The sequence below is a fragment of the Streptomyces sp. LaBMicrA B280 genome, from assembly GCF_049222185.1.
In the GTDB taxonomy this organism is placed as follows: Bacteria; Actinomycetota; Actinomycetes; order Streptomycetales; family Streptomycetaceae; genus Streptomyces; species Streptomyces murinus.
On record NZ_JBMJCT010000058.1, the window covers coordinates 57,599 to 83,140 of the forward strand.

A 25,542-nucleotide genomic window follows, 5' to 3' on the forward strand; every position below is an offset into this window, starting at 1 on the left:
GGTGCCGTTCACAGGAAGAAGACTGGCAGGAACCGCTGACGCGCCGCTGACGCGGACGCGCCGCCGTCCCCGCCCCCCGGCTAGGCCGCGCGCAGGTCGATGACCGTGCGCAGCTTCCCGCTGGTCGCGGTGCGCTCGAACGCCTCCCTCGGCACCGTCTCCACGGTGAGGGCCAGCAGGCCCTCCGCCTCGGCGGAGGCCAGCTCCGGCACCGCCGCCACCAGAGCGCGGTGCGCCGCCCCGGGGTCATGGGCGTACTGCTCGTCCAGGCGGATCGTCAGCTCCTCGCGGCCCGCGCCGGAGCGGATCACGAGCTGCAACTCGCCGTGGTAGGCGAGCCGTTCCTGCGCCGCGGCGACGACGCGCCGGTAGTTGACGAAGTACGTGCCGACGCGCACGACGTCGCCGTAGCGGCCGAGCAGTTCCAGCCGGGGCACATGACTGCCGCAGCCGCACGGGCCCTCGACGGCGCGCCCCAGGTCACCGATCTCGTAGCGTTCCAGCCGCTGGCCCGCGCGCGCCCGGGAGGTGAACACCAGCCGTCCGGGCTCGCCGGGTGCCACCGGCCGGTCGGCCCCCGGGTCGAGGATCTCCAGGGTGTGCAGATCGGTCAGCACATGGTGGATGGAGCCGTCGGAGGAGGCGCACTGGTAGCCGAGCGGCCCGAGGTCGGTGCTGCCGTACGCGGCGGACCGGATCACCTCGACGCCGAACTCCTCCATGAGGACGCGGCGTTGCTCGCCGGTGAAGTGCTCGCCGCCGTAGAACACCGTCCGGATGCCGCCGTACGCGCGCAGCCGGTCGGCCTCGGCGTGGAACAGCTGCCACAGGTAGGACGGCATGCCGAACACGGTGTCCGCCCGGTGGGTGACCAGTGCCTCGGCGACCGTGGCGTGGTCGGGCCCGGCCGCCATCGGCAGCTGGGTGGCGTTCAGCCGCTCCAGGATGGAGAAGAAGCTGATGAAACTCCCGTACATCCCGCCGCAGTAGAACAGGTTGGCCGCGCGGTCCCGCGCCGGGTCGAAGCCGGCGGCGAGCAGCCCGTCGGCCGCGGCCCGCATCTGGTTGTCGTAGTCGTCGACGGTGAACACCGACAGCGCGGGCGCGCCCGTGGAACCGCCGCTGCGGAAGTACAGGTGGGCGTGGCGCGCGTCCAGTTCGGCCAGCGCGCGCTGCACGCCCTCCTTGCCGAGCAGCGGCGCGTCCGGGACCGGGGGCAGGACCGGGGCGGACACCAGGTCGTCCAGGCAGGCCACCGGCCCGAACTCCGCGTCCGCCGCCCGGACGCTGACCCGGCGGCTGTAGCGCTGGAGCGCGTACACGCCGTCGTGCGGCTCGCCCTCGTAGCCCTCCAGCATGGAGCCGACCGGGGTGACCCGGGTGACGCCCGCGGCGAACAGGGCGCGGGCCAGCGCGGCCACGTCCGCCCGCCCGCCGCCCACGGCCGCGGTCTGGAGGTAGCGGCGCATGGGCCGCAGCGTCCCGGTGATCCGGTGCCGGGGCAGCGGCTTGACCCAGACGCTGCGGTGCAGCGGGGAGGCCGCGAGCGCGGGGCGGGTGTCCGCCAGCACCCGCCAGGAGCCGTCCTCACCGGTGAACACCCGGGTGAGGCCCAAGTGCTCTTCGAGCCGGGCGAGTTGCTGCACGGTGGTGATCTCCGCCCGCTCGGCCGGGCCGGGCCGGGGCGCGGGGCGGGCGCCGGAGACCTTCGCGAGCCGCTCGGCGAACCGGCCGGCGAACGCGAAGACCTCCTCGGTGTCGTCGGTGTCGAGATAGACCACCTGCGGGCTGGAGCAGGCCTGCTGCTCGACGCGGCAGACGTCCTCGGCCAGCGCGTCCAGCAGGCCGTCCTCGGCCGCCGCCGCCCGGGTCAGGTAGGCGAAGGAGATCCGATGGCCCCACGCGACGACGCGGCAGCCGGGCGGCGCCAGTTCACGCACCGCGCCCTCCGCCTCCTCGCCGCCCCAGACCGCGATGGCGTCGGCCTGCCCGCACAGGGTTTCCAGCCAGTCACGGCGCGCGGAGGGGAAGCGCAGGGCGATCACCCGCTCGGCGATCAGTCCGCTCGGGTCGGCCGCCGCGAGCGCGGCGAGCAGGTCGAGGGCGAGCGCCGGGTCGGAGCCGCTCGTCTTCAGGACGTTGACATTGCCCGCGAGCAGGCCCTCCACGACGCTCAGCGGGGCGACCGCGGCCGCGTTGCCGGGCGCGATGTGCACCAGGAGTCCCACCGGCGCCCACGACTCGAACACGGTCTCGCGGCCGTCGGGCCGGGTCAGCCGTTCCGGGCGCAGGCCGCCCAGTTCCCGGCGCAGCTTGCGCTCCAGCGCCTGCCGGGTGAGCGCGCCCGCCAGTTCGGCCAGGGTGGATCCGGCGTCCGCGGCGGGCAGGTGGGCCGCCAGCCGGGTGTGGAGGGCGGAGCCGGGGTCGGCCAGGTCCGCGCCGACCGCCGCGCAGGCGCCGAGCACGACGTCGGTGGGCAGCGGGCGCTCCAGGACGCGGGCGGCCGCCTCCGGCAGTCCGGCCAGCCGCCGCCCTGCCTCGGCGTCGTCGACGAACTCGCCCTGCCAGAGGTGGAGTACGGGTGCGGGTACGGAAGCGGTCACGACATTCCCTTCATCATTTCGGCGGCGGCGACCGCGCAGCTGCGGTTGCGGCTCACCCCGGCACGGCCGAGCACGGTGAACCAGTCGGTGGACAGCGGGCAGGGGCACTCCTCGCCCGGGTGCAGCGAGGCGAGGTCGCCCATGACGACGCTCTGCGCCGGTACGGAGGTGATGTACGGGCTGACCAGGTGCAGGAAGCCGGGCTCCCCGTACGGAAGCGGGCGAAGCGTCCCCGGGTCGCGGACCGCGGCGCGGGACCACACGGGGACGTGCAGCCTGTGGTGCGCGCACTCGACGTACGGCACGCAGTGCTCGACGGAGCCGAAGGTGTCGCGGACGGACTCGGCGGGGATGCCGAGGCGTTCGGTGACCGCGGCGCGGAACTCGCCCTTGCCGATCTGCCGGTCGGCGTGGCCCTTCCAGCCGCCGCCGAGCACCACCAGTGACCCTTCGGGCAGCCGCAGCGGGGCCATGCCCATCGCCTTCATCCGCTCCAGAGTGAAGTACAGGAACGCCGGGAAGCCGAGGATGCGTACCGGCGCGTCCTCGTCGGCGTAGCGCTGGAGCGCGGCGATGCAGCCGTGCACGTCGAACTCGTGGCCGGAGCCGGTGTGCCGCAGCGCGTGCGTGGTGTGCCGGGCGGGGGCGAAGTCGCACAGGTAGTTGTCGGTGAACGAGGTGCCCAGTTTCAGCGAGGGCGCGGGCTCGTAGCTGTAGAGCAGGTAGTTGACCGGCCGGTCGGGGGTGATCCAGCCGTAGTGGTCGAAGATCCGGGCCACCATCCGCTGGGCCGAGCGGATCGTCCACCGGTCGAAGAACATCTGGGACTTCTGGCCGGTGGTGCCCGAGGAGGTCAGGTGCAGGAACACCTCGTCGCGGGGGACGGAGAGCACCTCGTGGCGCTTGAAGAACGCGGCCGGCACCAGGGGTGTGCGTACGTCGTCGCCGACGGTGGGCGCCGGGCTCTCGGGCGGGTCCTGGAGCAGGGCGGCGAAGAACGGGGACCGTGCGGCGTGCCAGGCGTTGGTCTCGGCCATGGCTGCGGCGAACAGCTCGTCGGCGTCGGCGCCGGTCGCGTACGGGTCCGCCAGGTCGCACAGCCGCTGCACCTGGCCGAGCGCCGCCGGGTCGGGGACCTCGACGGGAGCGAGATGGGGGTTCATCGGGACACCTCGTGAAGGGGCAGATAGGTGGAGGTCCAGGCGCTCAGATAGGCGCCGAGGTAGGGCTGGAGCAGCGAACTCACGGCCGTCGTACGGAAGTCGATCTGCCGGCTGGTGCGGGAGAGCACCACGTAGTCGTGCAGCCGGTCGCCGACGCGCCGCATCGCCGGGTAGACCGCGCTCGGTACGAACCCGGAGGCCAGGAAGATCTCCAGGGCCTCGGTGTCGGCCAGCGGCAGCAGGGTCTCGGCGTAGTCGGCGCCGGCCCGGGTGACCGTGGCCATCAGCGCTTCCAGGGCGCCGGTCAGCGCCGCGGGGCGCGGGTGGACGGCGACGAGCGCGCAGCTGCCCGCCACCGGGTCGAGGTCGGCGTACGCCTCGAAGCCGCCGTCGGCCGCGACCAGCAGCGCGTTGGGGGTGTGCAGGGGGAAGAAGCGGTCGGCGGGCCGGGGGAACCGTTCGAGGAAGCGGCGGCGTACGAAGGCCGGGGCGGGGATCAGCTCGATCGGCTCGGCCTCTGCGGACCGGCGCGGCGCGTTCTCGAGGGCGACGGTCCGCGCCGTGCCCGCGCAGTCGATGCCGATGCCCGCGGACGCGGCGGCCAGCAGCCCCGTGAGGCGCTCGGGCACGCGGTCCACGGGTGCCCGCCGCTCCAGCACGCCGTCGGCGTAGCGGGCGAAGAGCGCGAGGCTCTCGCAGCCGTCGACCTCGACGGCGTTGGGCAGCAGGCCGAGGGGCCGGAAGCCGTTGCGTACGACGACGTGCTGGGGGCCCTCGGTGACGACGCGCACGGTGGCGTAGAGCGAGTCGGGAATGCCGGTGGCGAGGGCCGCCTCGCAGACCGCGCCGGTCAGCCGGGAGGCCAGCCCGCCGCCGCGGTGCCCGGGATGCACGGCGAGCCCGAGGAGCTTGCCGACGCGGCTGCCCGCGTCGGTCTGCACGACGGCGGAGCCGACGAGTTCCCCGCGGGGCGTACGGGCGGTGAGCCAGTGCGCGGAGCCGTCGGTGATCATCCGGCGCATCACGGCCGGGTCGCTGCCGAGCGGCACCGGGTAGCCGTGCCCGTACACGTCGAAGTACAACTGCCGCAGTTCGGCGATGTCCTGGACCGCCGCCGGGGCGAGGACGACGGTCATGACGTCTCTCCCGCCGGGGTGAGGCGCGCCGCCGTCGCCGTGTCGCCCGGGGAGGTGCGCGGCGCGTCGGGCCGCGCACGGCCGCCGAGCCACCACAGCGCGAGCGCGACCGGGACCAGCCCGGCGCCCTGGACGAGGCAGAGCGCACGTGCGCCCAGGTGGTCGCCGAGCGCGCCGAAGACGAGGGAGGACAGCGGGAAGGTGGCTCCGAGGAGGGCCTGCATGACCGCGAAGAAGCCGGGTTTGTCGGCCGTGGGCACGAGGCGCTGGAACAGTGCCACGAAGCGGACGCCGATCACGCCGACGCACCATCCGGCGACGGCCAGCGCGCCGATCGCCGTCGCGTGCCCGGCCCACAGGCCCGGCAGTCCGAGCGCCGCGGCCATCACGGCCAGGCAGGCGCTGCCGACGGCGACCGGCCGCCCGGGTACGCGCGCCCCCGTGAAGGAGCCGACGAGGGTGCCCGCGCCGAGCGCGGCCTCCAGGGCGGCGACGGTGGTCCCGGTGGAGTGCAGCACCCCGCGGGTGTACAGCGGCATGACGACGTAGACGGCGGTGGTGAACAGGTTCGCGGCGGCGAAGCAGAGGAGCACGCGGCGGATGAACGGGAGCCCGGCCAGGATCTGGCGCAGCGTCCGGCGCGCGGGTGGCGTGCCGTGCCCTCCGCCTCCGGCCGTAAGGCCGTCGGACGCGTCCTGCGGCTCCTGCGCGTCCTGCGGTGAGTCGTACGTGCCGGTCGCGTGGCGGAAACGGGCCGAGGCGACCAGCGGCGCGGCGAGCAGGTAGGCGGCGCCGCAGACGGCCACGACCGCCGGGAGGCCGCCCGCGTCGACCAGGAGCGGTCCGAGCAGGCCGCCGCCGAGTCCGGCCAGCGACTGGGTGGACAGTTCGAAGCCGGTGGCGGCCTCGATGTCGGCGTCCTCGACCAGTTCGGGCACCGACGTCGTCAGACACGGGTCGAACACCGCCTGGCAGGCGGCCAGGGCCAGGCCCACCGCGTACACCGCGGCCATGGGCAGGTCACCGGCGTACGCCCAGAGCGCCACCGGGACGGCGACGGCGCCCGCCACGGCCGCGGCGGCGGCCAGCACCGTGCGGTGCGCGTGGCGCGCCACGACCCGGGCGACCACGGGGGCGAGTGCCACCGCGGGGAGGGTGCTCACCATCAGGAAGAGGCCCGATTCCAGACCGCGCCGCTCGCCCCCGGCGAAGCCGACGAGCCACCAGACCGCGCCCACCTGGAACATCCGGCCCGCGGCCTGGGTGAGGAGCTGGGCGGTCCACACCCGGCCGAAGGAGGGGTTGCGCAGCACCAGCGGCAGACGCCGGCCGCGCGGGGCGTCCGCGCTCATGAATGCGGCCGTTCGTCGACGACCCGGACCAGTTTCCCGGAGCGGGAGTTGACGGCGAGATCCTGGTGCCGTGCCCACTCGACGGTGAGCGGGTTCACGTGTCCGGCGTCCGCCGCGCCGGTGTAGGCCGGCCGCTGAGCGAGGACGGCCGCGGCCACGGCGGCTCCCAACGCGCCGTGCCGGTCGGTGGGTTCGCCGGTGGCGAGGCGCAGTACGAGGCCGTCGCGGCCGTCCCGGCGGCGGATCACGAGCTGGAGCCCGGTGATCTCGTCCGCCGCGTCGGCGCCGCGCACGATGTCGTGCACGTCCTCGGTGTAGAGGGAGACGGGGCCGATCCGTACGCCCTCCTCGGCGCGGCCGAGGATGCGGAAGACGCCCGCGTCCCGGTCCACCCACTCCGCGCGGTCGCCGGCCGGGTAGCGCAGCACCGGCATCAGTCGGCGGCGCAGATCCGTGACGACCAGCCGTCCGGGGACGCCGGTGTCCTCGACCGGCGCGTCCTCGTCGTCGAGGATCTCCACGGCCGTGTGCGGGACGAAGGCGCGGTGCACCCGTGGGTCGCCGCCGGGCACGGCCTCGCCGAGGAGGCCGGCGTCCACGCTCGCATAGCCCAGCGAGCGGGCCTCGGCGTTCGGGAACGCCTTGCCGAGCAGCGGGAGTTGGTCGCCGAAGAGGCATTCCCCGCCGAAGAAGAGGAGTTCGACGTCGGGCAGGGTCCGGCCGGCCGCGGTGAGGCGTTCGGCGAGCGCGCACAGGGTGGTCGGGGTTCCGGCGACCACCTCGACGCGGAACTCCTCCAGGGTGGCCGCGGTGGATTCCCAGGGCGTCGCGCCGCCCAGCGGAAGCCGTACGTTGGCCACCGGAGAGCGGTGCAGTGAATCCAGGATGAAGCTGAAACTCGCGTACAGGTCACCGGCGTAGAACAGATCGGCCACTCGATGACCCGGCCGCAGACCGGCGTTGACAAGTCCGGCGCCAAAAGCGGAGGTGAATTCCCGCCATTCCGTGCGTGTGTAGAAGGAGAACTTCGGAGAACCCGTGGTTCCGCCGCTGCGAAAGACGACCGCTTCCTCAAGCGGGGCCGTCAGCAGCCTGTTCTCGCGGGGTGAGTTGGCCCGCCAGAATTCCGCCTGGGGCACGACCGGCAGGTCCGTGAGCTGGGTGACCCGGTCGGGAAGGTGCGAGTAAAGCTGTTGGTAGAAGGGCGAGTTGAGGCGCGCGAAGCGTATCAGCTCCGCCAATGATTGAACGGGCATCAATTCCTGCTCGAAGAGAGGTGTCCGTCGGCGGCTCATGGGCACGACGGGGTTACGGAGGATTCGGTCCACCCCGGAGGTCGGGCCGGGGGACCGTTTTATCGACTTTATCGACCGGCGCCACTCATCGTATCTCACCATTCGGGACGGCCTTGCATCAACGCGCCTTTCAGGCAAGGGGGTTGGCCGGTCGACCCGGAGGTGACGAATTCACACCCCTCCTGGTTCCCGGCGGAGCGGAGACGGTGGTCACATGTCACCCCGATTCCATAAGCGATGGTTGGCCACACCAAAAGGACCTTTTTCATGCGGACCGGTGCGCGGCACGCACCCTTTGCGAATACTTGAACTGGCCGCCGGAGGGCGGCGCTTGGGGACGCGCGGGGCCGGACCACGAGACCCCGATCGCTCGTACACATGTGCCTATTGGGGAGCGTGCGGCCCGCCTCCTACAGTGACCGGTGGTCCACCGCCGCTTCGCGGGGTGTTCGCCGGGGGTCCGCGGTTCGTTCGGTGCCGAGGGAGGCCGTTCATGGCCAGCGAGTTTCAGGAGCGCAAGCTCAGGGGGATGTTCGCCGCGTTCGACGCCGACGGGGACGGCTGTCTGCGCGAGGAGGACTTCAGGGCGCTGGTCGCCCGCTGGAGCCGGCTGCCCGCGGTGGGCCCGGGGACGGAACTGCGCGCGCGGGTCGAGACCCTGCTGATGGGGTGGTGGTCGGCACTGCGCGAGGCCGGGGGCGCCCGGGGAAGCGGGACGGTCGACCTGCGCGAACTGCTCACAGTGGTCGACTCGTTGCCCACGATGGCGGCGGAGGTCACCGCCACGGCGAACACGGTCTTCGACGCCGTGGACGCCGACGGGGACAACCGCATCAGCCCGCGGGAGCACCGGCAACTCGTCGAGACCTGGAACGGGCGGCCGGTGGACCTGACGGGCGTCTTCGAACTGCTCGACCCCGACGGCGACGGCCATCTCGACCGCGAGGAGTTCGCGCTGCTGTGGCGCCAGTTCTGGACGAGCGACGACCCTGCGGAGCCGGGCAACTGGCTCTGCGGCAGGTTCGCCGCCTGAGGGGAGCCGCGGAGTCGGGGAATTCTCGGTCCGTACGTTCGTGCGCCCGTGGCCCGGGGGTCAGCGTGCGGCGGTCCGCGTGACGCCGTGGTCCGGGCCGGTCGGCAGGTTGTCGATGAGCAGTCCGAGAGCGAAGTCGAAGCGCTGATGGCCGTCGCCGGAGGTCAGGTGGTCGGCGTGTCGGCGGGTGTTGGGGTAGGTGGCTTCGGGCAAGGCACGGAAGCGGCGCAGGAGTTCCTCGCGGCTCTCGACCCAGGTGTCGTCGGGATGCTTGCGGCGCCGCTGGACCATGGACGCCTCCAAGGCGTATCCGGCGACGTACAGAGCGAGGGCGTCGATGGCCCAGGCCGCGGTGCGGGCTTCGATGCCCCCGGCGAGCAGGATGGCGAGCATGCCCTCGCTGACGCGCAGAGCTTCCAGGTTGGTCGAGACGATGGCGAGCGCGGCGCGGGAGCTGCCGGGGTAGCGGAGGTACTGGTCGCGCAGTTGGGCGCAGACGTCGTGGATCTGCTCGCGCCAGTTCTCCGGGTCGGGTTCGGGCAGCACGACGCGCGAACACAGCCGTCCGACGAGGAGGTCGTCGAGGTCGGCCATGTTGACGATGTGGGCGTAGATGGAGGACGGGCTGGTGCCCAGCACCTTCGTGATGGCGCGCACCGTCAGCGCGTCATAGCCCTCGTCGGCCACGACCTGAAGGGCGGCGTCGGTGATCCGCTCGACGGTGATCGGCGTCCGTCGCGGCGCCGCGCTCGCGGGGGGCGTTGCGGGCTGGGCGTGCCGGGCGGCCCGGTACTGCTTGGGATCGGTGGCCATGAGCCACATTTTAACTTGACCTGAACTAAGTTCTCACCGTAGAACTTAGTTCAGAATGTTCTGAACTAAGTTCACCTGATGCGTGGCGTCATCCGCACCCCGCTCTTGGGTCGCGACCACCTACCCCCCCACCCACCCACCCATCCGTCCACCGGACAAGGACACCTTCGCCATGACGCTCAAGACCGCCCTGATCACCGGGGCCAGCCGCGAGGCCGGACTCGGCTTCGCCGTCGCCCGCCGCCTGGCCGAGCTCGGCCACCACGTGATCCTCACCGCCCGCGACCTCACCGCGCTCGAGCCGCTGACCCGGCAGTTACGCCAAGAAGGCCACGCCGTCACCGCCCTGCCCCTGGACCTGGCCGACCGCGCCTCCATCGACGCCGCCGCCGATCGACTCACCCGCGCATTCGCGCACCTGGACGTCCTGGTCAACAACGCCAGCACCATGCCCGACTTCGGCACCCTGTCCGCCCTGGACGCCGACATGGACCAGGTCCGCGCGGCCATGGAGGTCTCGCTGCTCGGCCCCTGGGCCCTGACCCAGGCCCTGCTGCCGCTGCTGACCGCCGCCCCCGCGGCCCGGATCGTGAATGTCTCCAGCCTCTGCGCCCAGCAGATCGCCACCGGCCTCGACCTCGGCGCCCCGCTGCGCTCCCCGGCCTACTCGATGGCCAAGTACACGCTCAACGCCCTGACCGCCGTCCTGGGCCGCGCCCTGGCCGACACCCCGATCCTGGTCAACGCCGTAGACCCCGGTGACATCGCCACCCACCCCGAACGCGGCGACGACGCCAACGACCGCTCCGCCGCGGAAGGCGCCCTGGACATCGCCTGGGCCGCCACGCTGGGCCCCGACGGCCCCACCGGCGACCTGTTCCAGCACGGGCGGCCCGCCGCCTGAGCGGCCGGTGATGTCAACTCGTGTGCTTGTGCATCACGTCGAGGTGGTGCCGATCGCGGTGCGGAACGTGGTGGTCCCGGCCGGGCAGGCTGAACACGGCGCAGACCTCGGCCGGTTGGGTCAGGATGCTCGACTGCTCGCCGAAGGTCAGGACAGGGTTGACGTCGTGGCGGCAGTCGGCGGTGTCGAGGGCGGTGATGAGGTCCTCGCGGAGCACGGTGGCCTCGAATGACTCGGAATCGGGCAGGACGAGCGGCGGGAGTTCGGCGGTCGAACCAGGCCAGAGGCCGATCCAGATGCCGCTGACGGGCCGCAGCGTGACCACCAGTCGCAGCCCGTTCCAGGAGTAGGGGTAGCCGTCGATGTCGGGCCCCTTCATGATGTGGGCGGGGTGCGGGCGCCCCGGGCCAGCCGGTCCAGGGCCGCGTGGCCGTCCTCGACGGCTGCCTCCTCGTCCTCGGTCAACGGGATGGACACGGCCGTCTTCCGCCCGCCTTGTCCGGCGACGTCGGCGTCCGGAATCCCGGCGGCGGTGACCGCCTCCAGCGGGCTCAGCAGACAGCGGATCACCCGCCGCTCGGCTGCCGACGGATCGTGCCGCCGGGGTAGGTGGAGATGCCGTCGTCGCCATGCGGGTGGGGCGTGGCCCGGAACCATCGCCGCCAGAGGCCGCCCTCCTGGAAGAGGCGGCCGGTCGTCGTACAGGACTGAGTCGATGTACGCCAGGGCACCCCACGGCGTCGCCTCATCGTTGGCGAGGCCGGGCCGTCGCAGGGAGTCGTCCCTCACCAGCTCCACCCACGCGGCAGACCTCGCTCTCGCAGCAGCAGCGCTCGCGGCACTCCCTCTCGATCAGCGTTTCGGGGTGGCGGTGCTGCCGGGGGCCGGGTTCAGGCGGAGCCACGCCGTCAGGGCGGCCTGGAGTTCGATGACCTCACCGTGCGAGAGAGCCTCGCCGCCGGCCCCTACATGAAGGCGTACGTCATCGGCGGTGACCCTCCAGCCGATCGACCGACGTTTCGGCGAGGTGAGGGCGGAACCGCGGGCGAGAACGCGAAGCGCTCCGTCGGCCCGTGAGGGAAGGGCCGTCGGCGTGTGCCCGGCGCGGACGAGGTGCTTGGGGCGTGTCGGCAGGCCGACGGCCACGTAGAAGTCGCGCAGCGCCTCGTCAAGGTCCCGGGGGGCGGACGGCGCGAGGCCGATGAACTCCTCCAGCAGCTCCGGGTGTGTGCCGAGGGCATTCGGCCCGTAGGGGTGTGGATGAAGGGGGTGCTCGGTGACCTTCAGCCGTACGCAGGCGGGCGCGACCAGCACACGGCCGTAGCCCTTCTCGGTCATCTCCGCGTGGATCTCCCGGAGCCTCGCGGCTTGCCGCGGCACCGGATGGGGGTCCCCGGGCACGGGCACGGAGGGCTTTCTGGTCGGCTTGAGGGCCGCGCCCATCGGGCCATTGCAGCGGTGCAGGACACCAGCTTGTGTCAGCACGACCGTCACCTGACGGCCCTGTCTGTCGGACCCGAGCCGGAACCCGACAACGGTTGTAGGCACTCAACCTCCTTGCGGCTGTCGGCCACCGTAGCGGTAGCCGATGTGAGCAAGGGGGAAAGTTGCCCAGCTCGGCCGAAAAGCACCGGCGCGGCCCTCCCGCCCGGAAGACAGCGACGATCAGCCCGTCCCGCACCGGCCTGCGATGCTCGCCGCCCGCTGCCCCGACGTATGCGGGAGCACGGTGAACCATCCGGAGTCCGTCCGCGGCAGGCACCACCGTCCGAGGACGACGGCGCCTGCCGTACGGCGTCACGAACCGTCGATCAACTTCTGGATCTCGGGCGGAAGCTCGTTGCCCGAATACGCGGCGACGAACTTCGCCTCACGTGCGGTGCCGCCGACCGCGATGGCCACCGCCGGGGAGATGCCGTCGACTTCGTACGCGGTCTCCGTGTCCCCCTTCCCGGTCCGATCCCCGGTGTCGTCACAGGGCGGGACGGTGGCGGTGCCGAGTTCCTTTCCGGCTACGAATTTCACATTGGCCACGTCCCGGTACGTCCGGTCCTCGTACTGGACCCGGTAGGCGCAGGATGCCGCGCCTTCGCCGCCGTCGCTGCCGGCTCCGGACGCGCATGCCACAGCTGACATCAGCATGGCCGCCATCATTGGCAAGCCGGCCGTTCGCCCCGCCCAGTTCACAACGTCCTCCTAGTAGATGCTGCGGAGTGCCAGAACGTCGCCCTTGCCGAGGGTCCTGGCGATCGTCCTGCACGTGAACGAGTTCGTGTACATCGTGAGGTTCTCGTGGCCCGAACCGACGTGTCCCAGCCCGAAGACGTGTCCCGCCTCATGAGTACCGACGGAGCGGATGTCATATTTGTTCGAGCAGCTGCTGGTCGGCTTGTTCGTGAAGTCGTAGTCGTGGGTGTTGAACCGGACGTCGGCCTCCCGCAGGTCGTTCTTGACCCCGGGCATGGGCCAGGTCCATGAACAGGTCGTCGCGACGACACCGCTCTTGAGGTCTCCCGCATCCCAGGTGCTCAGCCCGTCCCGGTCGGTGCAGTGGGCGCTGGCGTTGATGTCTGCCTCGTAGCTGGTTTCGGAGAGGAAGTTCGCCTTCGCCCCGACGGTGTCGCCGTAGCCGCAGTTGTTGTAGCTGTCGGTGATGTTGTCGATGGCGTCGTAGAAGGCCCACTTGGCGTCGGTCCGGGAAAGCCCTCCGGGCATACCACCGTCGCCGATGTACCAGTTGTAGGTGCCGTACTCCTTGCGGTCGGCCGTCGTGTAGGCGCCATCACCGCACGCGGAACGCGAAGTGAGGGCGTCCACGTCCGCCACCTCGGTCCCGTCGCCGACGTCGGAGGCGTCCGCGTCCGTGCCGTCCGCCTCCTGCGAGAGGTCACCCGCCGTGCGCACCGGGTTGCTCAGGACGTCCGGCGTGTCCGAGCCCGCAGTGGAGGAGTCCGTACTGGACTCGGACAAGTCGTAGGACACGGTGCCGTCGGCCGCGACCTCCAGCGTGAACCCATGGGTGGAGCCATCTGTGGTCAACGCGTCGACGCTGACCGCGGTGCCCGGCTCGGGGACCGTCACGCCCGTCTCGTCGTACGTGACGACCCGTCCCACCGCACCGCATTCGATCACGGAGGAGCCGGCCGGAAGATCGCTGATCGTCAGCTGCCCTTCGTCCAGTTCGCAGACATCCGCCCCCGCCGCGCCGGCATACGCGCTGTCGCCGACCCCTGACAGGGAGACCGCCAACGCGAGCACCACGATCGTTCTCCCTACGAGCCCCGGAGCAAACTCGGCCACTCTCCACCCCCGAAGGTCTCCCGCCGTTGCGGGAATTGATCAAGACTCAGGAAGAATAACCATCAAGTCCTCATAAAATATTACCAATATAGGCCAAAATCGCGGTGCCCTCACCGACCGAACTTGCCGGGCGCAGACCAGACACCCTCCCCCCTCCACCACTCGTTCGCTCGGACGGAACTCGGCCAGGGGCAAGGGCATCGAGCCGATGCCTGCCGCCGCGGCGCGAGATCACCATGTGCACGTTGCTGACGTTGGAGGGCGTCATCGTCGATGCCGTACGCGAGTTGAGAGCGTCCGATGGCGGCGGCATCAACGTCGTGGGCAGTGGCGACCTCGTCCAGACGCTCATGCAGCACGGGCCTCGTCGACGAGTTCCGGCTGACCGTCCATCCGGTGATCATCGAGAATGCCGAGGAGGCTTTTCTCCGTGGAATCGGCTGGCTGCCCCTGGGAGGATGCAGCATGTGATCAGTCAGAATGACGCCGGAGTCCGCGAGCTCGTACTCGCGAACGGAGTGCGCCCCGCGGACTCCGTACGTGTCCATCGCGAAGCTCTCCACGTGCTGCGTCCGGTCATCGACGCAGCCCACATCGATGCCTACAGCGATGACATCTGGCCGCCCGAATGCCTGGACTCATACGAACGTGCCTTGGCACTGGCCCGGGAGGCGGTCGTGAGCGGTACCCGCTCCAGGCGCTGCGATCCTGGTATGGGGATCGACCTTGATGTCCGAGACGACGGGCACTTCACGGTGCTCTCGGACTTGGCTCCCTACACGATCCACGCGGAAGGCTGGACGGACGGTCGGCTGGTCTTCAGCGCCAGCGACTCGGGAACGTCCCTGTGGATCGAGGTAACGCAAGAACAGGAAGCAGCCCTTCTGTCCCGATTGGGCCAGTTGGGGATCCCATCGGGCGTGCTGACCGTCCTGGCTCCCGGGCGCTGACCGCCTGCCGACCCGGGCTCGCGGAGCCAGGGGATCAGCGGGGGCCGAGGACTTGCCGTGCCGCCGAGCGTTCCAGTTCATCCCCGTCGGCCTCACCTTTTTGTGGGCGCCGGCATCATGTTGATGGGCACGGTTGGTCCGGACCGGCAGGCGTGGCGGGCAGGGGTCTCGGCACGCTGCTCCTTCGGTGGATCTACTTCGACGCGGACGGGTCCGGTCATCCGATCGCCCCCTCAGATCGCCCACCACGGGCGAAGGCTGTACGAATTCGAGGTGCCCGGCAGCCGCCTTCGGCGGGACGTCGCTCCAGCTCCGCGGGCAGGTCGTCCGGCTGATGCAGGGCGACATCGACGGCGAGGCCCCGGGCCGGACGGGGTCGTGGGGTACGGCCCGGGAGCGGCGGCGCGTGCGGTCCTCGTACGGCAGCTGCCGGAGCATGTGTTCGGCACACGGGTCGCGGGGTCCGTCGCCGAAGTCGGTGCTGTGGGCGACGGACCAGGTCGGCACAGGCCCGCGCCGAGACGGGGTGCGGGCCGCATCCGGTTGGTCTCGGGCCTGAGGCGGTCGCGTGCCCGGTGCAGGCGCATCGTCGCGGCGCTTCTGCCACAGCCCACCGCGACCGCGATCCCGTCCACGATGCGCCTGCCATGCGCGGCCCCGTCGTCGCCGGGCCGATCCGGCCGTGGCGTTCGAATGGTTCGCGGGTCGCGGCAGCGCCGGTCGCCGGTGCGGTGCTCAGCGGCGGTACGCCGTCGTCGCGATCTCGATGAAGGATCGGATCATCGGGTTGGTGTCACCCTCGTTCCACACCGCCACCACTCGGCTCGGCGGCATGTCGGTCAGCGGTACCACGGCCAGCTCCGCGGGCAGGTCGTGTCCCAGCGGGGCCAGGCCGACCGTGCCGTTCCACAGCACGGCTTGCAGGCATTCCTGGACGGTGCGCACCACGGGGCCCTCGCGCGGCCTGCCACCGTTCCAGTACGACTGCCAGACGGGGTCGGTGCCCGGCGGGAACTGGAACCAGCGGCGATCGCTCAGCTCGGCCAGCAGCAGCCCCTCGCGGCGGGCCAGTGGGTCGTCGGCGCGCAGGACCACGCCGACCGGGTCGGTCCGCAGTGCGCGCACCGTCAGAGCGGTCACGTCGAACGGCGCCCTGGTCAGCGCGATGTCGACCAGTCCGGCGCTCAGTCCGCAGGTGGGGTCCGTCAGATCCGTGTCCCGGATGCGGATGTCGATGCCCGGGTGGTGTCGGCCGTAGGCGGCGGCCAGCCTGGCCACTCCCGGGTCGGTGCCGTCGCCCAGGATGCCGACGGTGAGGGTCGCGACGCCGGCCGCCGCGCTGACGCGTACCCGGACGCGGTCGGCATGGTCGAGCAGGGCCCGCGCCTCGTCGAGCAGCACCGCGCCCACCGGAGTGAGCGTGACCCCGGCAGGCGAGCGGGCGAGGAGCGGGGCCCCGACATCGGCCTCCAGCTGCTTGATCGCCCGGCTCAGCGGCGGCTGACTCATGTGCAGCCGGGTGGCGGCCCGGCCGAAATGGAGTTCCTCGGCGACCGCCACGAAGTAACGCAAGGTCCGTAGCTCCACGCTGCGACGATACCCGTGCGGTATCGGCGTCGCGGGACAGGTCTTGGACAGCCCCGGTCTCCCGGCGGTGAACTCGTGGCATGACCGAAGAAGCGAAGACCAGCGAACCGCAGCCCCGCCCGGCCGTATCGGTGACGGGTCCCGGCGAAGGCGAGGTGATCGTCCTGGGCACCACGCGCATGCGCGTCCTGGAGGACGGCAGCCGCACCGGGCACCGCCTCGCGATCGCCGAGTCCGTCCTCGCCCCGCACACCCAGGGGCCGCCGCAGCACCGCCACGCCCGGCACGACGAGGGCTTCTACGTCCTGTCGGGCACTGTTCGGTTCACCGTCGGGGACGAGGACCACGACGTCGGCGCGGGCACGCTCGTGATGGTTCCGCCCGGTACCCCGCACACCTTCGCCAACCGGACCGGCCAACCCGCCGTCATGCTCAGCACGTTCACCCCCGATCTGTACGTGCAGTACTTCCGGGACCTCCAGGAAGCGCTCGCCGCCGGCCGGCCGCTGACGCCCCAGGCCAACATCGACGCGATGAGCCGCTATGCGACCGAGCCCGCCACCGATCCCGCCTGACGCCGACGGCACAGGACGGGGCCGCTCGCCGTCTTCTACGCCTACGCGGGCGCGCCGAAGGTGATCCGCAGCCGCGATCAGCTGCGGCCGATGATGGCCTGGGCGGACCACATACCCCGGCCCGCCGTCAGGGCGCTGGGGGCCGTCGAAATGCTCGGCGCGACCGGCCTGATCCTGGCGCCGCTGAGCGGCATCGCGCCCGTGCCGGCGGTCGGCGCGGCGACCGGCTTCGTACTCCCGCAGACCGGGCCACTCGGCCGTGATCGAGGGCGGCCATTTCGCCTCGGTCAGTGCGTCTGCCCGGAGCAAGTGATCAAGACGAAGGGCGCTCCGGCATCCGGGGAACGCCGTCCGTACGATCAAGTCCGACGACTCGTTCGGCTGTGGCAGCAAGGGGCGTAATGCCGGAGAACGTTCAATGGCTCCTGGACTGGCACGCCGCGCAAGAACACGGACTTCGTTCCCGCGGGATCAGCCCTACGGTGAATCAGCCGGTCCCCGGCACGGCGACCAGAGGTCGCCCGAAGGGGGCGGCCGTGAGTCTCACTCTGGAGTCGTACGAACGCCTGGGCAAGTTGTTCGTGTGGGGGTCGGGAAGCGCCTTGCTGCTCTTCGTCGACTCCAGGACCGAGTGAGGATCCGCTGACCGGGGTTGAGGGACAAGCTCCGGGTCTGCTCCCGGGCATGTCTCAGTCGGCACTGTCTCTCGCTTCGTAGCCGGCCAGCCCCACGGCGAGGAGGGGCGGTACCAGTGCGTTCAGGTACCACGCCATGTCGGTCAGGGCCGGTGCTCCGGCGAGTGTTCGGCGGTCGATCGTCGGGATGAAGGAACAGTGCGAGCGGTCGGCGTGGAAAAGGAGCTGGCCACCGGTTTCCGCGGTTGTGTGATAGACGCAGACGCCGACCTGGTGGCCGATTGTGCCCGGTGCATCCACCATGGCCAGAACGTCGGCCGCGCGGTCGGTCGAAGCCGACTGCCAGTCGAACAGGCCGTCGTCGTTGACCATGTAGGAGATACCGAGCGGCTCGTGCATCGACCATCCCGCACCGGCCAGAGCTCGTACTACGGCGTCCACGGTGACGGCATGTGCGAACACGAGGTCGATGTCGGCGGTCCTGGACATGCGTGGCTCCTGCGGTGGGGCTGATCGATGTCGCCAGCGTTTCATGGGCCGGCATCGGGTCAGGGGGCGAGGAGCGGTCGTTGCTCCGCGACCACGCAGGCGCCGAGGGCGCGGCCGGTCCCCGAGGGCCACGCCGTCTTGAGGTGGTGCGCGCGGCCTCCTCCCCTAAAAGGGTTGGGCGGACAGCAGAAGGCCCGGCGGAAGGTAGCGGGACTCGACGCGGATGGCCCAACCCCGGCGGCGGGCATGGCAGGCCAGGGCGAGGACGTCCAGGTTGATCGACGCATCCGGATCGTCGGCGCGGTCGGCGACCGCGTAGTGGGCGCGGTGGGCTTCGAGAGCGTCGGCCAGGGCGAGGTTGAAGCTCTCCTCGTCGCCCTCCACGAGCTGCGACAGCAGCACGGTCGGCGGCGTGGCGAAGCCCCGGTCCCCGGCCCGCTCGTCCTGCTGGAGCGCGCGTCGTACGGCCTTCTCGGGATCGGTGCCCGTCAGGTAGGCGTGCAGGGCTTCGCGGTAGGCGCTGAAGGCGGAGCCGTCCGGGCGGGTGAAGGCGGGGCCGGTGAGGACCAGTGGGGCGAGGTCCTCGCGGGCTCCGGTGATCAGGGCGAAGGCGACCGCCCGCTGCCAGTTGTGGGCGCCGGCCTCCTCACCCCGCTCGGCCGGGTAGCGCAGCGTGCGACCGTCGACGGTCACCTCGACCTCGGTTCCCGGCTCGGCGAGGGCGACGCGGAACAGGGCCGCCCCCGCCCCGGCGGCCAGCCGCAGCGCGGCGAGCTGGGCATCGGTGGGACCGCCGGGATCTCCTGCGCGCCACTTGAACAGACGCTCCTGGTCACCCATGACGCTGTCGAGCCGCCAGACGGGGAGGAGTTCTCCGTCGATGGCCGTGAACGCCTCCTCGACCCCCTTCTCGTACAGGGCCTCGGTCTGCGGGTGCACGGTCCGCTCGCAACCCGGCCGCTCCACCACCAGCGGGCCCGCGGCGAGCGCGGCGACCGCGTCCGGCCGCCGGTCGCGGCCGAACGCCGCGACGCGCGGTCCTCGCGTCTCGAAGCCGGTGATCAGCGCGTGCGGGAGGTAGCCGCCCCGGACGGCGGGCGCCCAGCCCAGCGTCCGGTACGCGAGAGCGGCGAGGGCGACGGGGACGAGCGGCAGAAGGGTCTTCGGGGAGGCCGTACGGCCGTGCCGGGCGGCGTGCTCGGCCAGGAGACCGGCCAGCCCGGCGTCGAAGGCCTCCCGGTCCCCGGCGGCCAGGGCGCGCAGCGTGCGCAGCGCCGCGCTCTCCGGCCGGTCCAGGAGGGGCTCGCCGGTCTCCCCGGCGGGCACGGACGCGGTCGAGGGCCGCGTCGACGGCGGCGAGCTTGGCCTGCGCGCTCGGCGGGTACTCCTCGTCGCCGCCGGTGTCGTCGCCGGTGTCGTCGAGGACCACGGCCATCAGCCCGGTGGCGAGTTCGCCGAGGGGCGTGCCTTCGGTCCGCGCGGCGAATTTCTCCCGGGCGAAGTGGAAGGCCTCGCCGTGCCGCTCGGCCTTGCCTCTGAGTACGGCGATGCAGAGCGCGTCGATCCACTGTGCGGGCGTGACGCTCTCCGCGGGATGGTCGTCTCCGGGGTCGTAGCTCATGCCGAAGTTCACGTACTCCAGGAAGACCTGGAAACCGCAGTGCGGGTGGTAGGCGGCGTAGGCGACGGCGCCGACCGCGGCTTCGGAGGCGTCCTTGAGAGCGGCCTGGGCCTCCGAGGTGCCGAGGTCGGGGGTCGCGACGGAGAGGGCGCCCAGGTAGTCCAGGAACTCGTCCGCGATCGCCTGCCACTCGTAGGCGGTCATCCGGCCACCCCTCGACATGGACCGCACCTGGCCCCCGATGCGGTGCGTGAAGTCCTCGCGTGCCGCCGACACCGCCGCCTCGTCAATGTGGTGACGCTCTGTCCGCACTGCCCAGCTCCTTGATCGATCTCACTCCAGCCTAGGCCGTCTCTTGTGGATCAGCGGACCCGCGAGGAAGTGCGCCCGTCCGGCCCGCCGGTCAAGCTGTGGGCCGGGCGGCGGAGGGCTTCGTGGTGCGGACGAAGGTGGTGCGGACGAAGGTGGTGCGGTCGACGGCGACGAGGCCGAACGTGGGCCGGTAGCTGCCCCATTCGTAGGTGTCGAGGGCGCTCCAGTGGAAGTATCCGCGGACGTCGACGCCGTCGGCCATCGCACCGACAAGGCCGGTCAGAGCCTCGGCGGTGTCGGCGACGCGGCGGGTGTCGTCGTCGGTGGCGATGCCGTTCTCCGTCACGACGGGCGGCCTGCCAGGGGCAAGCGCGGCAGCCCGGCGCAGCGTCGCGCCGAGTGCCCCCGGGTGGAACTCCCGTCCGGTGAGGGTGCGTTCGGCGCCGTCGGGAACGGGCAGCGCGCCGTCCAGGCCCACCAGGACCCGGGTGCAGGTCTGGATGCCGAGCCAGTCGTCGCCCTGCGCGGCGTGCAGGAAGACGTCCTGGCGCGATCGGCCGTACTCCTCGGCGACCCGTTCCCCGCCGGGCCGGGCCTCGATCGCCTGGACGGCCACCGACCAGCCCGTGCGGACGTGCGGGGCGCGGGACTTGACCACCTCGACGGCGCGGCGGTGGGTCTGGGTGAGGAGGGGCAGGAGGGCGGCGATCATGTTGGGCTCGTTGAGGGTGCAGACGCGCTCGACGTCCTCGGTGTGGACCGGGGCGGCGGCCTCGGCGAAGCGGGCGAAGCCGTCGACGGCGGCCAGCACGGCGAAGCGGGAGACTTTGCTCGCCTCGTCGAGCTGTTCCGTCGCGCCTGGAGCCGGGTGAGCGTAGCGGCGGCCGGGAACATCCAGCTCAGATGGGTGACGGCGAGCAACGGGCCGAGCCGCCTGCTCGACCGGCCCGGCGCCGGGTACGCCGACCTGCTGGCGCGGAACGCCGCCACGCCCGGCCTGGTCAAGCTCTTCGTCGACCTCGCCGCGGCCGAACCCGACCACCCGGCCCACGCGTTCTTCACCGATCGCTACGACCGCTTCCGCACCGAACTCGCCGCCGGTACGCACCTCGGGCCCGACCCCGCCCGGGTCGCACGCGTCCTGATCGCCGACTGAGATACCGCCGAAGGCGGCGTCCGCCGTGGCGGCGATGACTCTGTCCGCGCTCGGTCGAAGGTGTTCCGGCCCACCATCCGCCATGCTCAGTCACAGGAGCTTGCGGGCCGGGCGCTGCACCTGGCCGGTGAGCACGAGTCGTCGTCCGTCGTCGTCCGTCGCCGTCCGTCTCGTAGCCGCATGTCGGCGGTCGGAGGTCGGCGGTCGGAGATCGGCCGAGGATGCTCGCAGAGACAGGTCGGCCCGGCGAGGGAGAAGGAGAAACCATCATGGCGATCCTGCGGATGGACAATGTCGGCATCGTCGTCGAGGACATGGACGCCGCCATCGCGTTCTTCATGGAACTCGGTATGGAACTGGAGGGCAGGGCGGAGATCGAGGGCCTCTTCGCCGATCGGTGCACGGGGCTCGACGGCGTCCGCTGTGACATCGCGATGGTCCGGACGCCCGACGGCACCAGCCGGCTCGAACTGGCGAAGTACCGCAGCCCGGAGGCGATCAGCGCGGGGCCGCGCAACCGGCCGCACAACATTCCGGGCACGCACCGCGTCATGTTCGCCGTCGACGACATCGAGGACACCGTTGCCCGTCTGCGCCCTCACGGCGCCGAACTCGTGGGTGAGATCGCCCGGTTCGAGGACAGCTATCTGCTCTGCTACGTGCGCGGCCCGGAGGGCATCATCGTCGGGCTGGCCGAGCAACTGGGCTGAAGGAGCGGACCCGGACCGTACAGCCGTACGGGATCGTCGGGTGCTGGACCGACGGATGCGCGGGGCGTGGTCGGCCACCTCCGGTGCCGGGGGCCGATTTCGCCGCGCGTGAGACGCGTACCCGGGGGTAACGGCGATGTCATGAACGTGTTGAGGAATCGGCCGCAGAGGTCGCCGTACGGACAGAACGGCGAACCGTCGTCCATCACCGGCACTGCCCGACCGAGGAGGTAGACGTGCTGTTCCTGGTCGTCGCCCTGCTCATGCTGGGCATCATCCTGGGCTCCGCCGCCTACCTTCCCTGGCCCGTCACATTGGTGGTCGGTGCCGTGATCGTCGGCTGGCTCGTCGTGTTCGCCGGACGCGAGCGGCGTCGGCGTGGCCGGACGAGGAGGGCCTGACCATGCGGCTGACCGCACCGCCCTCCGCGCGCACGGGCCGACGGGACACCGAGGGCATGGCGGTGGCCTCCTTCGTGCTGGGGCTGCTCGGACTGCTCGTCCTCAACCTGGTCCTCGGCCCGATCGCCATCGTGCTCGCCGTCATCGCCCTGCGCCGGGACACGCCCCGCCGCTTCCGGGCACTGCTCGGACTGGGGCTCGGCATCGCCGACCTGGTCGTGTTCGCCGTCCTGGCATCCGTCCACGGAGCCACGTCCTGGTCGATCTGGGGCGGCTGAGCACTCTGGGGTGCCGGTACCGGTACCCGTGCCGGTGCCCGTGCGGGTGGCTGCGGGTGGCTGCGCCGCGAGGCCCGGATCGCCGGGGTGGGGGTGGCGTCCGGCACCCGAGTGGTCGTCGTCGGCCAACTCGCCTCCGTCGACCGGCTGAAGCGGGCTCTCGGGACGTCAGATGCCCGTGCCGACAACGCTCTTGGCGCATATTCCTGGACGGCACCCGGTAGTGACAGCCGCCGCCGCGCAGCGGGAGACTCTTCCTCACAGCTCCGCACCGGGAGGAGGCTCGTGGCGAGATCACGGTCACGTACCGCACGCGAGTACGCGCTCGTCGTCGGCGTGTTCATCGGCCTGTTGTGCATCGTCTTCGGAGGAGTCGCGGCCGCCACATGGGCCCTCGACGAGATGACCGGCTGCGGCCATCACTGCCCCGCCCACGCCCCCGATACAGGCGGCGGTGGCGGAGGAGGTGGCGGCGGGTAGCCCCGCAGTCGCCGCACCGGGCGCCGTGCTCGGTACACCTCATAAGAACGTCCGTTCTTATGAGGTGTACATTTGTTCTTATGGGCGAGCGGGCAGCACCTGAGAAGCAAGAGGCGGCGCGCGGCGAGGGGCGACGTACGCGCCGCCACGATCCACTGCGCGGGGAACGCGTGCTCGACGCCGCGCTCGAGGTGCTCGTCGAGGACGGGGTCGCCGGGATCACGCACCGCAAGGTCGCCGCCCGTGCGGACGTGCCGCTGGGCTCCGTCACCTATCACTTCGCGAGCCTGACCGAACTGTGCGCGCGGGCGTTCGCCCGGTACGTCGAGCGGCGGAGCACCGAGTACGAGGCGCTCTTCGCCGAGGTGACCTCGCGCGAGGACCTGGTCGACGTCCTGGTGGAGTTGGTCCGGGGCGGACCGGCCCGGCACCGCAGCGCGGTCCTCGGATTCGAGCTGCACCTGGCCGCGTTGCGCGATCCCGCGCTGCGCGCGCTGACCCAGGAGTGGACCAGGTCCAGCCGGGCGGTGCTGGCCCGCTTCACCGGCGTCGAAACAGCGGCCCGCCTGGACGCCCTCCTGGAAGGAATGATCATGCAGGCGCTGCTCTCCACGGAGCGAGAACCGCGTGCGGAGACCCGTGCGGCCATCGTGCAGACACTCGGCCCGGCCACCGGATCAGGCGCATGAACGTCCCTACCGCGAGCCCGTGCACCCATGCGCGAGCCCGTGACGCCGCCCCTGTCCGGCTCCTGAAGCGGCCGACGGCGCCCCAGTCGCCCCCGGCCTCGCCCACTGAGTACCCGCATGAGTACCCGCATCAAGGAGCACACCGTGCCGAGAAACGCCCCGCTCATCGAGGTCGGTGACGCCGATCTGGCGGACCTGCGCGCCCGACTGCGCGCCACCCGGTGGCCCGAGCCCTGGCCGGTCGACGGCTGGCGGGCGGGGACCGACGCCGCCGAACTCCGCCGCCTCGTCAGGTACTGGGCCACCGACTACGCGTGGCGGACGCACGAAGCCGCCGTCAACGCCCTGCCGTCCCACTTCGCCGACATCGACGGCACGCCGGTGCACTACCTCCGCTACGACGCCGAGCGCCCGGATGCCCTGCCGATCGTCCTCACCCATGGCTGGCCGAGTACGGTCCTGGAACTCACGGCACTCGCCGAGCGACTGGCCGCTCCCTCCCGCCATGGCCGCGACGCCCGGGACGCCTTCACCGTGATCGTCCCCTCCCTGCCCGGCTTTCCCTTCAGCCCCCAGCGGCCCACTCTCGACGGCACGGAGCAGACCCACGAGCTCTGGCACCGGCTGATGCACGACCACCTCGGCTTCCGGCACTACGCGGCTCACGGCGGGGACCTGGGCGCCGGTGTCACCTCGCGGCTCGCCGAGACGCACCCGGAGTCCGTCGTGGGCATCCACCTGCTCGCCGTAGCGGCCCCCGCCGAGCCCGATCCCGCGTCGCTGACGCCCGAGGAGGAGGCGCATCTCGGCTCCGCCACCGCCTGGCTGGCGGAGGAGGGGGGCTATATGCACCAGCAGAACACCCGCCCGCTCACCCTCGCTCCCGCCCTGAGCGACTCACCCGCCGGACTGCTGTCCTGGGTACTGGAGAAATACCGGGCGTGGAGCGACTGCGGAGGCGACCTGTCCACGCGCTTCAGCGACGACTTCCTCCTCACCCAGGCGTCCCTCTACTGGTTCACCGGCACGATCTCCACGTCCTTCCGCCCGTACTACGAGTACGCGCACCACCTGACGCGGCGGGTACGGCGGGTGGAGGTCCCCACCGCCCTCGCCCTGTTCCCCGCGGACCTCGCCCGACCGCCACGAAGCTGGGCCGAGCGCACCTACCGCCTCACGCGCTACACGCACATGCCCCGCGGCGGGCACTTCGCCGCCCACGAGGAACCCGGCCTGCTCGCCGACGACATCACCGCGTTCTTCCGCGGGCTCCGCCACCACGCCCGCGCCTGACCGTCGGGCGGGTGAGCCGGTGAAGGTCGGTGGAAACAGGGCCGGGGGCGGCGGGTGAGGCGGCGCCGCCGTCGCCGGTGACGGCGGCCCTCAGCCGATGCGGACGCTCGTGTCCGGGGCCAGCCGGTGGTAACGGGCCGGGATCCCGGGGCCCCGCTCACCGAGGAAGCCGTCGACCATGGCGGTGCCGATGTCGTTGAGGGCGCCGTCGTGCACGGCGTAGGCGTCGCGGGGGGCGACCTCGCGCAGGTAGTCGATCAGATCGCCGACCGTGGACCAGGGGGCGTGCACCGGCAGCAGCAAGGTGCCGACCGGAGTTCCGGGGACGGTCAGGGCGTCGCCGGGGTGGAAGAGAGTCCCGTCCACCAGGAAGCCCACGTTGGGGACGCGCGGGACATCCGGGTGGATGACCGCGTGCCAGGCCCCGTGAACCGTGATGTCGAAGCCCGCCGCGCCGAAGGCGTCCCCGTCCCCGGTGGCGGTGACCCGCGTGCCCAGGCCGTCGAGGCGCTTGGCGACGGAGGGGTTGGTCCAGATGCGCAGACCGGGGTGCGCCGCGGCGGCCCGGCGCAGCGCCTCCTCCGAGAAGTGGTCGAAGTGCTCATGCGTCACAAGCACGGCGTCGGCGCCTTCCAGCGCCCTCGGGTCGGTCAGACCGCCCGGGTCGATGACCAGGCGGCGCCCTTCCTTCTCCAGCCGCACACACGCATGACCGAACTTGGTGAGCTCCATGACCGGCACATCCTTCCGTCACCATCACCATTGAA

Annotated in this window: 26 protein-coding genes and 2 pseudogenes; 12 read left to right on the forward strand and 16 right to left on the reverse strand. The window is 71.7% G+C overall.

The annotated features are described in order from the left end of the window. Positions 1-80: 80 nt before the first annotated feature. Genes ACLF5H_RS31785 through ACLF5H_RS31805 form a run of 5 tightly spaced genes read right to left on the reverse strand, consistent with a single transcriptional unit; the run spans position 81 to position 7,510 of the window. A complete protein-coding gene (locus tag ACLF5H_RS31785) occupies positions 81-2,603 on the reverse strand; it encodes an acyl-CoA reductase (RefSeq protein ID WP_421679469.1) in 2,523 nt (840 codons plus the stop codon). Continuing rightward, positions 2,600-3,766 (reverse strand): acyl-protein synthase, encoded by a 1,167-nt coding sequence (locus ACLF5H_RS31790; RefSeq protein ID WP_421679470.1) that lies wholly within the window; start codon positions 3,764-3,766, stop codon positions 2,600-2,602. The genes ACLF5H_RS31785 and ACLF5H_RS31790 overlap by 4 nt, the downstream gene beginning before the upstream one ends. Further along, complete coding sequence (locus ACLF5H_RS31795; protein ID WP_421679471.1) at positions 3,763-4,902, reverse strand: GNAT family N-acetyltransferase; 1,140 nt, start codon at positions 4,900-4,902, stop codon at positions 3,763-3,765. Before ACLF5H_RS31795 ends, ACLF5H_RS31790 begins: the two co-directional genes overlap by 4 nt. Continuing rightward, entirely contained in the window at positions 4,899-6,254 is a 1,356-nt protein-coding gene (locus ACLF5H_RS31800) for an MFS transporter (protein ID WP_421679472.1), read from the reverse strand. The genes ACLF5H_RS31795 and ACLF5H_RS31800 overlap by 4 nt, the downstream gene beginning before the upstream one ends. After that, the gene (locus ACLF5H_RS31805) at positions 6,251-7,510 is read right to left on the reverse strand and encodes a phenylacetate--CoA ligase family protein (RefSeq protein WP_421679473.1); all 1,260 of its coding nucleotides are present in this window, start codon (positions 7,508-7,510) and stop codon (positions 6,251-6,253) included. The genes ACLF5H_RS31800 and ACLF5H_RS31805 overlap by 4 nt, the downstream gene beginning before the upstream one ends. A gap of 532 nt (positions 7,511-8,042) precedes the next feature. On the opposite strand from ACLF5H_RS31805, the gene ACLF5H_RS31810 reads away from it, so the two are divergent. Further along, positions 8,043-8,582, forward strand: coding sequence for an EF-hand domain-containing protein (locus ACLF5H_RS31810; RefSeq protein ID WP_421679474.1), 540 nt, complete (start codon positions 8,043-8,045; stop codon positions 8,580-8,582). A gap of 60 nt (positions 8,583-8,642) precedes the next feature. Here the strand turns inward: ACLF5H_RS31810 and ACLF5H_RS31815 are convergent, their stop codons facing one another. Further along, a complete protein-coding gene (locus ACLF5H_RS31815; RefSeq protein WP_421679475.1) occupies positions 8,643-9,395 on the reverse strand; it encodes a TetR/AcrR family transcriptional regulator in 753 nt (250 codons plus the stop codon). A gap of 172 nt (positions 9,396-9,567) precedes the next feature. Between ACLF5H_RS31815 and ACLF5H_RS31820 the strand changes: the two genes are divergently transcribed. Then, positions 9,568-10,299, forward strand: coding sequence for an SDR family NAD(P)-dependent oxidoreductase (locus tag ACLF5H_RS31820; RefSeq protein WP_421679476.1), 732 nt, complete (start codon positions 9,568-9,570; stop codon positions 10,297-10,299). 13 nt (positions 10,300-10,312) lie between these two features. On the opposite strand, the gene ACLF5H_RS31825 is transcribed toward ACLF5H_RS31820, so the two are convergent. The 5 genes from ACLF5H_RS31825 to ACLF5H_RS31845 form a co-directional block, all read right to left on the reverse strand. Then, positions 10,313-10,678 carry a hypothetical protein gene (locus tag ACLF5H_RS31825; protein WP_421679477.1) on the reverse strand — a complete coding sequence of 122 codons (366 nt, stop codon included), beginning with the start codon at positions 10,676-10,678 and terminating at the stop codon, positions 10,313-10,315. Continuing rightward, positions 10,675-10,869, reverse strand: coding sequence for a hypothetical protein (locus tag ACLF5H_RS31830; protein ID WP_421679478.1), 195 nt, complete (start codon positions 10,867-10,869; stop codon positions 10,675-10,677). The genes ACLF5H_RS31825 and ACLF5H_RS31830 overlap by 4 nt, the downstream gene beginning before the upstream one ends. Positions 10,870-11,151: 282 nt before the next feature. Then, on the reverse strand, positions 11,152-11,784 hold the full coding sequence (locus ACLF5H_RS31835; RefSeq protein ID WP_421679479.1) for a hypothetical protein: 633 nt from the start codon (positions 11,782-11,784) through the stop codon (positions 11,152-11,154). 312 nt (positions 11,785-12,096) lie between these two features. Further along, positions 12,097-12,486, reverse strand: a complete 390-nt coding sequence (locus ACLF5H_RS31840; RefSeq protein WP_421679480.1) for a DUF6281 family protein — start codon at positions 12,484-12,486, stop codon at positions 12,097-12,099. A 9-nt stretch (positions 12,487-12,495) separates the two neighbouring features. Then, complete coding sequence (locus ACLF5H_RS31845) at positions 12,496-13,560, reverse strand: matrixin family metalloprotease (RefSeq protein ID WP_421679481.1); 1,065 nt, start codon at positions 13,558-13,560, stop codon at positions 12,496-12,498. Positions 13,561-13,853: 293 nt separating this feature from the next. On the opposite strand from ACLF5H_RS31845, the pseudogene ACLF5H_RS31850 reads away from it, so the two are divergent. Further along, a pseudogene (locus ACLF5H_RS31850) lies at positions 13,854-14,034 on the forward strand (dihydrofolate reductase family protein); the annotation flags it as partial. 128 nt (positions 14,035-14,162) lie between these two features. Next, positions 14,163-14,549, forward strand: a complete 387-nt coding sequence (locus tag ACLF5H_RS31855; RefSeq protein ID WP_421679482.1) for a hypothetical protein — start codon at positions 14,163-14,165, stop codon at positions 14,547-14,549. 735 nt (positions 14,550-15,284) lie between these two features. Here ACLF5H_RS31855 and ACLF5H_RS31860 read toward each other — a convergent pair. Next, positions 15,285-16,136, reverse strand: coding sequence for a LysR family transcriptional regulator (locus ACLF5H_RS31860; RefSeq protein WP_421679483.1), 852 nt, complete (start codon positions 16,134-16,136; stop codon positions 15,285-15,287). Positions 16,137-16,216: 80 nt separating this feature from the next. On the opposite strand from ACLF5H_RS31860, the gene ACLF5H_RS31865 reads away from it, so the two are divergent. Continuing rightward, positions 16,217-16,711, forward strand: a complete 495-nt coding sequence (locus tag ACLF5H_RS31865) for a cupin domain-containing protein (protein ID WP_421679484.1) — start codon at positions 16,217-16,219, stop codon at positions 16,709-16,711. 18 nt (positions 16,712-16,729) lie between these two features. Continuing rightward, a pseudogene (locus ACLF5H_RS31870) lies at positions 16,730-17,113 on the forward strand (DoxX family protein); the annotation flags it as partial. Between the two features lie 287 nt (positions 17,114-17,400). Here ACLF5H_RS31870 and ACLF5H_RS31875 read toward each other — a convergent pair. From ACLF5H_RS31875 to ACLF5H_RS31885, 3 genes are all read right to left on the reverse strand, one after another. After that, positions 17,401-17,835: a hypothetical protein gene (locus ACLF5H_RS31875; RefSeq protein ID WP_421679485.1), complete on the reverse strand. Its 435-nt coding sequence runs from the start codon at positions 17,833-17,835 to the stop codon at positions 17,401-17,403. A gap of 165 nt (positions 17,836-18,000) precedes the next feature. Continuing rightward, positions 18,001-19,161, reverse strand: coding sequence for an Imm49 family immunity protein (locus ACLF5H_RS31880; RefSeq protein WP_421679486.1), 1,161 nt, complete (start codon positions 19,159-19,161; stop codon positions 18,001-18,003). Positions 19,162-19,859: 698 nt separating this feature from the next. Next, positions 19,860-20,579 carry a family 1 glycosylhydrolase gene (locus ACLF5H_RS31885; RefSeq protein WP_421679487.1) on the reverse strand — a complete coding sequence of 240 codons (720 nt, stop codon included), beginning with the start codon at positions 20,577-20,579 and terminating at the stop codon, positions 19,860-19,862. 57 nt (positions 20,580-20,636) lie between these two features. Between ACLF5H_RS31885 and ACLF5H_RS31890 the strand changes: the two genes are divergently transcribed. The 6 genes from ACLF5H_RS31890 (at position 20,637) to ACLF5H_RS31915 (ending at position 24,775) form a co-directional block, all read left to right on the forward strand. Further along, positions 20,637-20,924, forward strand: coding sequence for a hypothetical protein (locus tag ACLF5H_RS31890; protein ID WP_421679488.1), 288 nt, complete (start codon positions 20,637-20,639; stop codon positions 20,922-20,924). Positions 20,925-21,193: 269 nt separating this feature from the next. After that, positions 21,194-21,634, forward strand: a complete 441-nt coding sequence (locus ACLF5H_RS31895) for a VOC family protein (RefSeq protein ID WP_421679489.1) — start codon at positions 21,194-21,196, stop codon at positions 21,632-21,634. Positions 21,635-21,870: 236 nt separating this feature from the next. After that, the gene (locus ACLF5H_RS31900; RefSeq protein ID WP_421679490.1) at positions 21,871-22,035 is read left to right on the forward strand and encodes a hypothetical protein; all 165 of its coding nucleotides are present in this window, start codon (positions 21,871-21,873) and stop codon (positions 22,033-22,035) included. A 2-nt stretch (positions 22,036-22,037) separates the two neighbouring features. After that, a complete protein-coding gene (locus tag ACLF5H_RS31905; RefSeq protein ID WP_361682167.1) occupies positions 22,038-22,313 on the forward strand; it encodes a DUF4190 domain-containing protein in 276 nt (91 codons plus the stop codon). A gap of 560 nt (positions 22,314-22,873) precedes the next feature. Then, positions 22,874-23,482, forward strand: a complete 609-nt coding sequence (locus tag ACLF5H_RS31910; RefSeq protein ID WP_421679491.1) for a TetR/AcrR family transcriptional regulator — start codon at positions 22,874-22,876, stop codon at positions 23,480-23,482. Positions 23,483-23,599: 117 nt separating this feature from the next. Then, a complete protein-coding gene (locus tag ACLF5H_RS31915) occupies positions 23,600-24,775 on the forward strand; it encodes an epoxide hydrolase family protein (protein ID WP_421679492.1) in 1,176 nt (391 codons plus the stop codon). 90 nt (positions 24,776-24,865) lie between these two features. On the opposite strand, the gene ACLF5H_RS31920 is transcribed toward ACLF5H_RS31915, so the two are convergent. After that, positions 24,866-25,507 (reverse strand): MBL fold metallo-hydrolase, encoded by a 642-nt coding sequence (locus tag ACLF5H_RS31920; protein ID WP_421679493.1) that lies wholly within the window; start codon positions 25,505-25,507, stop codon positions 24,866-24,868. Positions 25,508-25,542: the final 35 nt, after the last annotated feature.